This window comes from Nocardiopsis kunsanensis DSM 44524 (genome assembly GCF_000340965.1).
Lineage (GTDB): Bacteria > Actinomycetota > Actinomycetes > Streptosporangiales > Streptosporangiaceae > Nocardiopsis > Nocardiopsis kunsanensis.
In genome coordinates this window covers 1-12933 of sequence record NZ_ANAY01000043.1, presented here as the reverse complement: position 1 = coordinate 12933, position 12933 = coordinate 1, and the positions used below count along the sequence as shown (strand labels likewise).

The following is a 12933-nucleotide window of genomic DNA, read 5'->3' as shown; positions in this document are numbered from 1 at the left end:
GCCCCCCGGGGGTGGCGTACGTCAAGCCGCCTTTGAGGATGCGCTGGGCATGGTTCGATGATCAGGTTTTCCCTGACGAGTTCACCGCGGATTCGGAGAGCGAGCCGTTCACCGGGTAACAGCGTCGATTATGATCCTCCACTGGGGTTCGGCGTCGTGACCGTCCTCAACGGAACGACGAACGGTGCCGAGTACATCGTGGATGAGCGCACCGGCGTCCTGCGCGAATTCGGCGCTTACCTCTACGGGAACATCTGCTTCGGCGGTAACTACCGGTGGGACCGAGAAGGCAACCTCCGAAGTGAGATGAACTTTCGACGACCGGGGCCCTCGGGGAGTGTCCGGCAGTGGGACGCCGACGGCCGACTGGTCTCTGAAGAGCCTGATTCGTCTCCGCGTGTCTGGAACGGAACTCACACGGCGGTGTTCAGTGACCAAACCCCCTCGGAAACACCCGGGTTCGGCCTCACCTCCCGCCGCATCGACTGGGACGAGGCGGAACAGGGTTCGTGGACGGTGACCGGCCGTACTGGGGTTTCCTCGCCACGGCCGAGGACGGAGGGCGTACCCGCGTTCGCTCGGTACTCGATGGTCGTGAGGAGGGGCCGGTCTGGGGATCGGAGTCTTCCGGTGAGCTCGTCCTCCAGGGGATGCTGCACCACGCGTACGATCAGGTGGGCCCGTGGCATGAGTGGGACGGGACGGATCACCTGCTGAGCGAAACGAGCTACGACGCTCTCGGCAACAGGATCACCGACCGCCGCTTAGATGACGCGGGCAACGTCGCCCACGAGGAGCGTTACGATCCGGTGCGCTTGTGGCGCGCCCCGGACACAGGGGAGGACCGACCCGCACCTTGGCTGTGGTTCTGACGCTGACCGCTTGGAGCCCAGGAGAAAACGCAGCAGCACTCACGGGAGAAGGCCTCAATCGGAGACGGGAATGCTCGGAGCGACTTCCTCGGGGGCCGTTCCCTTTCCTCTGAGATAACGATCTACCCGAATGCCCAACAATTCGACTCGGTCAATGTTCGACTCAATGCCGTAGTATATAATCCTAAGCTTTCCGCTGGATCTTACTGATTGGAACTTTTCGATTTCTCGAACTCGCTCTTCAGCTCTTTCCTTTACCTTTAGTATGCTGAAGCGTTCAATATCGAATTCCTTCGCTCCAGGGCCGCCAAGGAATCCCATCTCTCCGGCTTTATCATAGCGATCTAAAATTACAGGCTTGCGCCTCATTTCATAGTCAGAGACGAGGCTCCTCGCGGCTGGTACCATAAATTGCGCATGTGGCAATCTCCTCGCCTTGGGGTCTTGAATTTTTCTCATTCCGACTATCGAAATCAAGGTCCATGCGAGCCACACGACCACCACGAATGGTTTCGGGTTCTCATGCGCTGAATCTGCATCCAGGAGGAAGTCAGGCATGTTTCCACTACTGATGGCATGAGTCCCTGAAAACCAAACACCCACGAATAGCATAAAAAAGATTATATTCCACGGCATTCGTGAATAGTAAGGTCGCAGTAAAGTCGTGCCACTACGCCGGCTCATGTCACTCCAAGGGGGTGTCGGCGTGTATTTTTTTGGTGTCAATCATTTGCACTTCCTTCAATTTCCTCAAGGGTTCGTCTTCTTCGTTGAATTCGTTCCACCCATCATCAAATGTGTCCCGCATGGACTGGTGTCCCAACTCTGAAGCGTACCGCCATGGGATTTGGCCTGCCCCTGTTTCTGGAGCGAAATCCGACCCGACATAAACTTGCTCAGTCGCCCCCTTCGGGGCAGCTGTCAAAACTTGAAGAAACCCGTTTTGGATTTGCCCTTCCTGCAAAAACTCTTGATCCTCTTCATCGCTGGAGAGCCATCGGATACCTTCAAGTCCGATCCCACCAAGAACATTAGCTCCAGCCTTGGTCATCTCAAAAGCGGCATTATCTACCATGTCTTCCAACAGTTCTCGGCGCTGCGCCCTCAGGTCGTTCATGGCTTCGGTGTCGCCGGTTCTTCGGGCTTCGCGCCAGTCCGCCCACAACTGCTCCACCGGATTGAGATCCCGAACCGTGGACGACATCGTCGCCTCGCGCTGGTCGGTCACCTCTCGTAGGTTCCCGTCCTGGCTCAACCGGATCTGGCCCTCACTCGGCACACGGTTGTTGTCCGTGCTCACCTGGCCATTGGCATCGATGCCCATGCCCCAGTACTACAGTTGCACTTCCGGTTTGTCATGATTCCAGCGCTGCCTGTCTGCGGTAATGGCAACGCTGGGCCCTGGCTTGGTGAGCCCGTCTGAACACCGACCAGCCCAACACGTGCTCCACGCCGTGCTCGACCTTGAACAGCTCGTGCAGCAGGCGGCCGATGACGTAGCCGCGCAAGGCCGCAGCCAGGGGCTCCTCGTCCATACTGGCCCGGGTCAGCAGGCGCTGGATCCGGTAGGGCCTGTTGGGCCAGGCTCCAGCAGTTCTTGGCCGTGAGCGGGGCGAGTAGGGTACTGATGACGTCGCGGGTGGTGGCGCGGGTCTCGGGCCAGGCCAGATACGGGTCGATGACGGTATCGGTGAGCTCGTTCAGTAGGCGCGGCCAGCGCTGGGCCGCTACGCTGGTGGCTGCGGCCACCGCCTCGTTGCCTGTTGTCTTCACACACGATCATCGGGCGGTGGCCGTTCGTGTGCGCGGCAAACGTCCAGATCAGCGTGGTCAAACCTGGTCAGGCAACCCCAGGAAACATCAGGTCAGGGCAAAACGGAAGCGCAACTGTAGTACCTGGCTGTGGTTCTGCCCCGGCCGGAGGGGACACTCGAAGCGCGGGCCGACCGATGGGAGAAAGGTCCCGGTTCAGAGGTGCGCGGGCCGACGCTGCCGCCCCTGACGCTCACGGTCGCGCGGATCCGGCCGACCACGGTCTCCGTCAGGTCGCCTCTGGCGGGCCCGGGGATCCGGCTCACGGCGCCCACGCCGTTCCGTGACCGGTCCGTCCTCGCGAGGCCTCGCCTTCTTGCCACGCTTCTTCGCGAGTTTCTCGGCACGTTCGGCCATCTGTTCCTGCGTCGGACGCAGTACCGGGTTCACACCCAAAGGTCCAGTAGAGACCGTTCCGTCCTCATGGGCCTCCCACTGCCAATGGGCACCGGAGACCCGGCCGAGCGCCACCACCATGACGTCCTGGGGGATACGGCCCAGAGTCTCGACCTCACTGCGTTCCAAGGGACGTTCGAGGATCAATGCGTACTTGGGCCGCCCCTCGCCGGACCACGCACGGATGGGCCCGTCATCGGACTCCGGTGCCTTCTGCTCACCGAACAACCGGTCCAAGGGTTTGCCGGGTGCACGGGTGCGCACACCCGCGCGGCCCAGCGCCTCGGCCACCACCCGTACGGTCTCGCGCGCCATCTCCCGATGGCCGTTCACGGCCAGGACGCCGCGCAGAGCAGTGAAGTCCACGAAGAGCAGCTGCTGCTGCCCCTCCTCCGGTTCGAACGCCTCGACGACCCCGATGCCCAACAGGAGACCGCGGTTGACCATGCCCAGCTCGGTCCGCGACGTCGTGTCGAACCTGACCGCCGAGGTCGCGGAACGGCTCGTCGTGTGCCGCCAGAGAGTTGGTTCGACGACCTCCCACGACGACGCGGGTGGAGTGGCGTCCGCAGAAACCATGACGGTGATCTCCCGGTCGGCCGTGAACACGGCGACCGGCCGCGCCGGGACCTCTGCAGGGGCGCTCCGCAGCTCCAGGTAGGCGATGTTGGCCCGTTTCTCCGCACCGGGGTCGGCGGCGATGACGTCCCCGGCCGCGTCCCGCCGCTTCCGGCGGCGCAGAGAACGGACGAACCGCGGGGGCCTCGGGCGCCGCCAGGGAAGGGCCGCGATCTTCTTGAACGGCCATGCGACGCCCTTGAAGATCGGTTTCCAGAACAGGGCGAAGATCGTCAGGGTGAGCAGGATCCCCGCGCCGATCCCCAGGATCTTGGGGTCGATGTCGGGTGCGTTACTCGAGCCTCGTCCGCCCAGGAGTCCTCCGGAGGAGCCGTCCGAAGTCTCGTCGGAGGGGCCGTCGCTCGCCTCTGGTGAAGGTGTCGGCTCCGGGCTCGGAGGAGCTTCGGCCGGTTCCGGGGGCGTCTGTCCCTGAGCCAAGGCCTCGTCCACCTCGATGACACAGAGAGGGTCCTGACCTTTCAGGACGTTCTCCCCTGCCGCGTCCCACGGCATGATGAGGTGCCAGCCCGGACGCACTTCCTGGTCGCTCGTGAGCATCCCGCCGTCGGGCTGGGTGCGCCCCTCGGTGTGCGTATAGATCTCCGCCGCGCGTTCGGGCTCGCCCAGAACGTTCTCGGCGATCTCGAACAGGCCTCCAGCGCCCCCGGGCACCGTGTAGTAGATGACCTCGGGGCAGTCCTCGTAAGGGTCGACCGGGACCGGTTCGGCCGCTGCCTGTGGCGCCGGGGCCACCGGGGAGAGGGACAGCAGTAGCGCCGGGAGCACCAACCACGGTCCGAGCCGGACACGTCCGCGCGTGAGTGCCCTCGTCGTCCCTGGTCCTGACACCGGCCCTCCCCGGACTCGTGAGTGTTGGTTCGTGGACTGCAGGTGACAGCGCACCCGTGAGACCGCCATCCAAGATTAAGGAACATAGCCCACGATCCGTGCATCAATAACAGATGGGCACTCAATCGACTTTGTTCGGTAACACCTCGGACTGACGTCCATGGTGCACCTCGGGTAAAAAGGTGCTGCCCCTCGGCTCCCTCCCCCAGCCGATTGCCCCCCGTGCGCGCCGGGCCACTCAGGGCTCCGGCGCCGCAGATGTCCAGACCAGGAAGAGCACAGCCGTGTCCGATTCCCCCAGAAGCGGGCGTTGGGACATCCTCGTCCCCCACTGCAACGATCCCGAGGGAGGTTCGACCTCCAACGGTGAACAGGACCCCGTTCCGTGGGGGCCTGTGTCCCAGATCCTGTTGAAGAACAGGTACTCGACACTGGCGGAGGCTTGCGGGGAAGCAGCGGTGGACCTGCGCTCCGTCAAGGCCGGGGAGATCGGTGAAGGTGAGGTGGCCGAGGCGCTCCAGGAACTCGTCGGCAAGCTCCCGGGGCTGTTGGAGGACGCGAAGGAGACCTTCCAAGGAGCCGCCGACGCCTTCGAGGCCTGGGGCGAGGCGTTGGAGACCGCCCGGCGGGACAGCTACAGCGTTCTGACCGAGGCTCAGGCGGCCTACGAGGCGTTGGAGGACAAGGACGACTGGGACGACGACCGGGAGACCTACGTCACCCGGCTCAACACGGTCCTCTCCACCATGTCCGGCGACGTCGACACCGCGGTCAACGCGCTCGACGAGCTCATGCGCAACGGCTGGGACAAGGCCTGGGACCTGTGGAACAAGGTCGTGGAGTGGACGGAGGAGAACCCCCTCGTCTATGCGGCCCTGATGGTGGTCGCCGGTATCGCGGCCATCTTCATCCCCGGTCTCGGTATCGCCCTCGGCATCATTGCGCTCTTGGTCAGCGCGACGAGTCTGCACCGCCAGGACAAACTCGGGTTCAACATCCAATCCATCGCCACTCTCGGTTTGGATGTTCTCGGTGTCGTCCCCGGTGCGGCCTTTGTCCGTGCCGGCGGGGCCCTGGGCCGGGGTGGAAGATTCCTCACTGCGAACCGCGGCCCGATCAGTGGCGGTCTGCGCAGTGCAGCCAACTCCATCCGCAACAGCCCGCTGGGAACCAGCGTCAGCAGCACCCTCAACCGGGGGCGCGAGATCCGGCAGTCGATCAACAACGGCACATTCAACAACAGCCCGAAGCAGAGCCTCGCATTGGACGTCGCTGCGAGCAGCCTCCGGGAAGGAACTCTCAGCACAGCGGCAGGCGCGACCATCGAGTACACCGACAAGGGTGAGGTCGACTGGGTGAACGCTGTTGTAGGAGGCTTCGCCACCGGCGCCCCGGGAGGCGCAGTCGGTGCCGCACACAGCCACGGTGGTTTCCAAGCCGCTTTCCAGAGCGACGGTTCGGCGCTGCTCGGCTCGGACGCCGTCAACAGCAACCCCCTCGGGGCCAACGACGCTTCACCCGATGTCACCAACGTGGATCCTGCCGATGGCAGCGTCGGCGGGGTGGAATCGAGCTTCCCCTCGGACGGGCCCGCCACGGTCGAGGGAACGGACGGCACGAGCACCACGATCGAGCCCCTCGGTTCGGGGGACACCGGATCTTCGAGTGCGTCCGGTGGAGACAACGTGGGGGCAACCGACTTCTCCTCGTCCGGGGACAGCGGGACCACCACGTCGACGGCTTCTCCTCAGGAGGGCGTCGATCCGGTTGCGGGCGGGGGCGAGAGCTCGCACAACCCGCCGAGCACGACAGAGGCTGTGAACACCACCGAGTCGAATACCGGGGATCTGTCCGGGACAGAGAGCACGGATTCCTCCGGCACGGAGCCCACGTCCGGTACCGAGCCCACGGCTTCGGTCGGTATGGAAAACACCGAGTCGGTGCCCCACACCGAATCCACGGAGGCCGTCGGAGCGGAGAGCACCGAGCCGGTCGGTGGGGACGACACATCCTCGTTCAACGGTGAGGAGTCTTCGGGCACGGACACGGGCGATCGATCCGGTACGGAGACGGGACCAGACGCGGGGCCGCCCCAGAACCCCGATACCCAGAACACGGACGGGGTGAACTCTGGCAGCCAGAATACGGAACAGTCCGCCGGCGACCGCGCCTCCGACGGAAACGCTCCCACCGACCAGAGCCAGAACGACCAGAGCGAGGGCGCGGAGGCCGGGGTGCGCACCCAGCCCACCCAGAGCCTGTCCACCGACACCGGATCGGGTGCGAACGCCACCAGCCGCCTCGACGCGGACGGCAACATGGTGGATGCGACCCTCAGCGCCGGTGACGTCAACAGCGGTACCGGGTTCGAGGTCACCAGCGACGGCAACAGCAGCAGCGTGGTCACCCCGGACGGACCGCCGACCAGACGACCCATCGGTGATGGGCAAGGGGACAACAGCGTTACCGATGGTCGGGAGAACCGTGTCGTCGTGGACGAAGTGTCCACCACGACGAGTGAGGTCACCTCCGACGGCACCACGAGCCGAGGCGAGTTCGGTGAGATCGGGTTCGACCGGAGCAACCCGGACTCCCCTGTTCCTCGGTACAGCACCGACGGGTTCTCCGCCGAGATGCCCCGTCAGGGCCAGGCCAACATCGCAAACCCTGGTGACGGTGGTGACCCTCGGGTCCGTGCTGACCGGGAGACGATGGAGGTCTCCAACGATGCGGGTCAGATCACGGTCCGTCGTGACGGTGACGGCGGTTTCGACCTGACCAACACCGACGGTAGCCAGGGTCCCTCGTACAACGGCACTGACGGCTCTCTCATCCACACCACGCGTGACGGAAACATTGTCGAGGCCCACCGAACCCCCGAAGGGACGGAGCTGAGTGGCGGGGACGTTCGGGTCGACCAGCCCGCGGCGGACGGTTCTCCCACGAGGATCCGTCCCAACGGGGGCGAGAACACGACCGTGACCTCCAGGGACGGTGATTCGGCGAACCTCTCCAACGGAGACGGACCCACCACCGTCCGGGACGTGACCAATCAACGCACCACCGAGATCCGCACGGACGGGACCACGACCCGTTCCTTCGAGGGGACGCAGCACACCACGCGTCCCCAAGAAGGGCAGGTAGAAGCTGTATCGGGGAGCGGTGGCTCCGGCCGGGCCGGTAACGGCGAGGTCGAGGTCGTCAACAGTGCCTCGGACAACCCCACCTCCTTCCGGGCCGACGACAGGGGCGCTGTCGAGGGGCATGCCAACGGCACATCTGCGGTCGTCGACGGCACCGGCACCACGCTGACCCATGAGAGCACCGGTTCTCAGGTGGCACGGAACAACGAAGGCCTTGTCACGGCCGGAGGCACGCGAGTGGCACCGGACGGCAGCGTGAACCATCCCGACTTCATCAGGAACCCCGACGGAAGTTTGGACATCCCCGACGGCGAGGGCGGGACCTGGTCCTACGATCCCGACGGTGTTCCTCTGGAGAGCGCCTCGGCTCTCGCGGTGCCCGCGCTCCTGCCGTCACCGCGCACAGGGACGCCCACACACACGGCTCCGGACGGGACCCGTGTCAGTCCCGGGAACCGAGGGGAAGTGCGTACCGCCGACGGTTGGAGCGTTACACCCACCGGTAACGGCGGTAGCTCGATCGGCTCTCCGGCTGATGCTGCGGGGAACCGTCTTACGGTCACCCAGGAGGGTGGAACGACCACCATGGGCTCCGGTGGCGATCAAGTGGTGAGCCATGGCGATGGCACTGTCTCCGGGCGGACCAGTGACGGTATCGATGTCCAGAGCTCCCGGGAGGGATCTTCCGTCTCGGACCAGAACCTGGTCTCGACCGTCGACGGGTACAACAACGCCCGTACGACCGACGCCGGTGATGGTTCGGTGGCCGCGCACCACAGCGGGGGCAGCGGCTCTGCCCCGTTCTCCGACGGCTCGACGGTCAACCACTCCGCCTCCGGAGGTGAGGTGCGCGTGTACGACGGCGGATCCGTCGACCTGCACACCGGTGACGGGAACCAGGTCCGGGTGGGAGATGGCAACAGTGCCGTCTCCGGAGGACCGGACTCGCTCGACGGCGGTCCGTCGTGGAGCGCGCAGGCGCGCAGTGACGGGGCTTATGGGCTGGGCAGCGACAAGGGCAGCCTGGCGGCTGTGGACGCCAACGGCAACACGAGCGCCCGGGTCCAGGGTGAAGGCGCCGAACTGAACCTTCAGACCTCCCCGAAGAACGAAACGGTGGTCTCCGACTCGACCACGGGCACCGAGTTCAGTCCTTACCGGGACGGCGCACGGGTCGAGAATCCCGACAGTGGTGCCGGTATCGACCTCCGCGAGAGCGGGAGCGTTGTACGGCCCGGCGGGGACTCCCGCAGCCAGAGGGTCACCTTCGACGGTAGCGGGGATCCGGAGAGCATCCAGGTCAATCACAGGACTGATGGCCAGCCTGTGCACCATGCCGACGGTAATGTCACTGTCGGACCCGAGGGCGGGGACGGCGTCCGAGTGAGCCCGGAGGGGGCCGAGGCCGACTGGAACGGCGCGAACCTGAGCGCGCGGGACGGGCAGACCACCGTCCAGAACTCCTCCGACCCGGACAGCAACGTCGTGCACGGCGGCGGCGGTGTTCTGAACATGACCCAGGACGGCAACCAGCACAGCTTCGACGCCAACGGGCCGATCAACCAGTCCGGTGGCGGGGTGAACGACCCCAACGCGAGGGGGACCCACCCGAGCTTGTCGCGGGAGGGGGACACCAGCACGGTCGAGCAGGTCTATCGGCCGCGCGGGTCCAGCGCCACGGTCGATGCCCCGACCATGAGGCGGGACAGTGCCGGTAACCGGAGCGAGGTCAGCCACGACAGTTTCCGTGCTACTCGCGATGACAACGGCACCAAGGTCGAGCTGGTCGACCAAGGTGTGGCAGTCACCAGGGGCGACGATGGCGGGACGGTGGTGGAGACCGATTCGTTCCGCCTCGAACGCACCCCCGACGGTTCTGCGGAACGGTCCGGGAACAGGCAGGATAACGGCAGGCGGGACCTGACCATCCGTCCAGGCGGCGACAGCGGTATCGAGGTCACACGGGACGCCGATGGCACGGTGCGGGTCAAGGAGGACGGGCAGACCGTCTTCGAGCAGCCGGCCGGCAACCGCTCCGGCGATGGCGGCAATCGCGCTCAGCCCGTCGCAGACGGCCAGTGGTTCCGAGCGGGTGATGTCGAGGTCCGTGTCGGTGGTGACGGGCGGATCCGGGTCAACCGCGGTTCGGACCAGGTGGACGTCAACCGCAACGGGGTCCCCTTCACCACGCTCAGGCCGGGGCCGGGCGAGCCCACGACCACGATCAAGGAGGGCGCGAAGGGGGACGTGGACATCCGGACGGTGCCGGGTGCGGACGGCCCCCGGGGGCGCCAGGACACGCGTATCCACCAGGACGGTGCGGTGGAGAGCCTCGTGGTCAAACCCAAGGGTGGGTCCGAGAACGGGGTCGCCGAGAGCTGGGGCATGGGCATCGACGCCAATGGCCAGGTGAGCACGGACAACAACCGTGTGCCGGCTGAGGGCCAGATCCGGTTGAGCCAGGACGGGAACCTACGAGAGGTGACCGATCGGCGCGAGGCGACGATGTCGACCACGGAACGAACACCCGACAGGGTGGAGCAGTTGTGGGCGGACTGGCGCGAAGCCCGAAGAACCGGCGACACTGAAGCCATGGAGAAGGTCAGAGAGAAGAGCCACGACTTGCTGGAGGGGGTGATGAAGGACGTCGTTCTTGAAATGGGAAAGGCTGGGGCAAATGTTATTGGTGGAATGGGCCTTCATGGAATTCGGTGGCTAGCAAGCGATGAAGAAGGACCGGACTTCCTGGGAGAAGGGCAACTTCAGAATGGCCTTGCTCAGATCCTGACAGCTGCACCGAAGGGGGCGAGTGAACACGTGTACGTGAGAACAAGATTCCTTCCAGAAGCAGGCTTCGGGCAGGTTCCATGGAGATTTACAGCGGAACTGGGGCATCAGTCCATGCGAGATACATTTGATGCTGGATGGGATGACTTGACAGAAGAAACGGACGAGACTCCTGAGGAAATTGAAAAAAATAGTGATGATTAATTTCTTTAAGGGGGTGCCTTTTATTTCATGGGGCAGTGTGAGCAAAACTGGCAATCCATCCCTGCTGCGGCCATTCTATTATCGCACGCCATGGAGCGCGGTGATATTTTTTCTGGTCATTGCATTTTGGTTTTCGGTGACTTATGCTCTCGACAGCGGGGCGGTGCCATTTTTGCCTGTTGAATTTAGGCCGGAAGAGAAAGGACCAAGGCCATTTTTAGTGGCATTGTGGGTCGCTTGGAGTTTGATAACAATAATCGCAATTAGAAAAATTCAAGACCCCAAGGCGGGGAAATTGCCACATGCGCAAGCTATGGTGTTGGCGGCAGAGAAAGTCCTGTCCGATTATGAATCCAGGCGTCGTGATATAATTCTCGATCGCTACGATGAAGCCGGTGCCCTGGGGTTTCTTGGGGGGCACGAGAGAAAGGAGTTCGAGATAAACAGATTCACTATACTAAAGCTCAACTTGCGAGGTGAAGAAAAAATCCGTGAGATTGAAAAATTTCAATCAACAAGGAGTGCAAGCAAGCTTAGGAATATTTACTACAGGATTGAGTCAAGCATTGATCGTGTAGAGATATTGGCGCGTAAGGTAGACCGTTTCTTGCGTTCAAAAGGAGTCGACCCTGAGGAGTTGGCTCCGAGTCGCCCACTCCCCGACTGAGGGACGGTTCCGGAATCTGGGTCTCGGCCGGGTTGGCTGCAAAACCGCGTCTTTAGTGTATTCGGGCGGGTCTAACCTGGTCTGGTGTTGAGTGATCGGGTGTCGATGGGAATCCTGACCGGTTCGTTTCCGCCGGAGACGGTCGATGAACTGGTCCGGGCGCACGAAGTGCGTGAGCAGCGCAGGCGCGAGCTACCAGCGGACGTGATGGTCTACTTCACGATCGCGATGTGGCTGTGGCGCGGATCGGGCTATGTGGAGGTCCTCAAACAGATGACCGATGCGCTGCGGGTGGCCTCCTGGCGAGGTCCTGCCACCGAGTGGATGAGCGAGGTGGCCAACTCCTCCTCGATCACCAAGGCCCGCAAACGCATTGGCTGGCAGGTCATGGAAGACCTCTTCCATTCCTCGATCGAGCCGGTCGCCGAACCCGGCACAGGTGCGACCTGGCAGGGCCTGGCTCCGGTCGCTATCGACGGGGCCACACTCGACCTGCCCGACACCGGCGCCAACCGCGGCTATTTCACCAGGCCCTCCGGTGGGGCCTTGCCCCAGGCCCGGTTCGTCGCCGCCTGCGAGATCGCGACCCGCCGCCTGATCGGGGCCACCGTTGGCGCCTACAACGAGTCCGAGAAGGCCCTGGCCCTGAAGAGGACCGACCAACTCGGCCCCGGGCAGGTCGCCATCTGCGATCGCGGGTTCTGCGGCTACGACCTCTTCGGGCACATCCACTCCACCGGTGCCCAGGTCATCATGCGGGCCGGGGCCCAGTTCCCGCTCAAAATCAAGCACGTCCTGCCCGACGGGTCCTGGATCGCCCATCTGAACAAGCCCTGCCTACGCTCGATCCCGGTCCGGGTCATCGAGTACTCGGTGACCAGCACCGACATCCGTATCGGCCAGGAGAGCGTCGGGGAGACGATCACGCTGATCACCAGCCTGCTCGACCATGTGCGCTACCCGATCGAGGACTTTCCGGCGCTGTACCGGCAACGCTGGACGTGCGAGACGATCTACGACGAGGTCAAGACCGACCTGCGCGGGGGTACGGAAGTCGTCTTCCGCTCGACTTCGCCAGAAGGCGTGCTCGCTGAGTTCTGGGGACTGATGTGCCTGTACCAGGGCATCAGCGACGTGGTCGACCATGTGGTGCTCGATGCTGGGCTCCCACCCGGGGACGCGGTCAGTTTCAAGGCCGCTACCAGTTTGGTTCGCCGCTCGGTGTCCTGGACCGACGCGGCTTTTTCCCGCTGAGGATCTGGCATGGATGCGGGTACGCGCGGTCGTTGAACTCACCCGGTCTCGGGTGCGGGCCAGACCGGGAAGGAGTGCGCCCCGCAAGCGGCGTAGGGCCAACCACCGTTTCAAGGCACGTAAGGACACCGAGCCGGCGACGGCCGCCTTCGTCCACACCATCATCATCCACTGTCTCAAGCTGCCACCAGCCCGAACACACTAAAGACGCGGTGTTGATACACGGGGGAGCTTGGCCACCAGGCCATGCGAGATAATTTCGACGACAGTGCCAGTGAGCCTTTTTCATCCTGTTTCTCGGAGCTGAAGAACGAGCACGGCACGAGCGATC

8 protein-coding genes are annotated in these 12933 nt (G+C 63.9%); 4 read left to right on the top strand and 4 right to left on the bottom strand.

Features of this window, described 5'->3' with window-relative positions; genetic code table 11:
- Nucleotides 1-509 precede the first annotated feature (509 nt).
- Nucleotides 510-872: a hypothetical protein gene (locus D456_RS27650; RefSeq protein WP_017578165.1), complete on the top strand. Its 363-nt coding sequence runs from the start codon at nucleotides 510-512 to the stop codon at nucleotides 870-872.
- Nucleotides 873-926: 54 nt separating this feature from the next.
- Here the strand turns inward: D456_RS27650 and D456_RS26715 are convergent, their stop codons facing one another.
- The 4 genes from D456_RS26715 to D456_RS24735 all read right to left on the bottom strand — a co-directional run bounded on the left by D456_RS26715 (nucleotide 927) and on the right by D456_RS24735 (nucleotide 4547).
- A complete protein-coding gene (locus D456_RS26715; protein ID WP_152442643.1) occupies nucleotides 927-1508 on the bottom strand; it encodes a hypothetical protein in 582 nt (193 codons plus the stop codon).
- A 49-nt stretch (nucleotides 1509-1557) separates the two neighbouring features.
- Nucleotides 1558-2196: a hypothetical protein gene (locus tag D456_RS0121115; RefSeq protein ID WP_017578164.1), complete on the bottom strand. Its 639-nt coding sequence runs from the start codon at nucleotides 2194-2196 to the stop codon at nucleotides 1558-1560.
- 31 nt (nucleotides 2197-2227) lie between these two features.
- Nucleotides 2228-2407: a hypothetical protein gene (locus D456_RS27220; RefSeq protein ID WP_017578163.1), complete on the bottom strand. Its 180-nt coding sequence runs from the start codon at nucleotides 2405-2407 to the stop codon at nucleotides 2228-2230.
- Nucleotides 2408-2840: 433 nt separating this feature from the next.
- A complete protein-coding gene (locus tag D456_RS24735) occupies nucleotides 2841-4547 on the bottom strand; it encodes a hypothetical protein (RefSeq protein ID WP_152442642.1) in 1707 nt (568 codons plus the stop codon).
- A 284-nt stretch (nucleotides 4548-4831) separates the two neighbouring features.
- On the opposite strand from D456_RS24735, the gene D456_RS0121100 reads away from it, so the two are divergent.
- The 3 genes from D456_RS0121100 to D456_RS24730 all read left to right on the top strand — a co-directional run bounded on the left by D456_RS0121100 (nucleotide 4832) and on the right by D456_RS24730 (nucleotide 12602).
- On the top strand, nucleotides 4832-10681 hold the full coding sequence (locus tag D456_RS0121100) for a beta strand repeat-containing protein (protein ID WP_020480255.1): 5850 nt from the start codon (nucleotides 4832-4834) through the stop codon (nucleotides 10679-10681).
- Nucleotides 10674-11348, top strand: a complete 675-nt coding sequence (locus D456_RS26710; protein ID WP_160166745.1) for a hypothetical protein — start codon at nucleotides 10674-10676, stop codon at nucleotides 11346-11348. Before D456_RS0121100 ends, D456_RS26710 begins: the two co-directional genes overlap by 8 nt.
- Nucleotides 11349-11453: 105 nt before the next feature.
- Nucleotides 11454-12602, top strand: coding sequence for an IS4 family transposase (locus tag D456_RS24730; RefSeq protein ID WP_017578161.1), 1149 nt, complete (start codon nucleotides 11454-11456; stop codon nucleotides 12600-12602).
- Nucleotides 12603-12933 lie beyond the last annotated feature (331 nt).

What these genes read in the sequence shown, in the direction of transcription:
- D456_RS26715 (WP_152442643.1), bottom strand. Translation starts at nt 1,508, where the DNA reads ATGCCGTGGAATATAATCTTTTTTATGCTATTCGTGGGTGTTTGGTTT.
- D456_RS0121115 (WP_017578164.1), bottom strand. Translation starts at nt 2,196, where the DNA reads ATGGGCATCGATGCCAATGGCCAGGTGAGCACGGACAACAACCGTGTG.
- D456_RS27220 (WP_017578163.1), bottom strand. Translation starts at nt 2,407, where the DNA reads ATGGACGAGGAGCCCCTGGCTGCGGCCTTGCGCGGCTACGTCATCGGC.
- D456_RS26710 (WP_160166745.1), top strand. Translation starts at nt 10,674, where the DNA reads ATGATTAATTTCTTTAAGGGGGTGCCTTTTATTTCATGGGGCAGTGTG.
- D456_RS24730 (WP_017578161.1), top strand. Translation starts at nt 11,454, where the DNA reads ATGGGAATCCTGACCGGTTCGTTTCCGCCGGAGACGGTCGATGAACTG.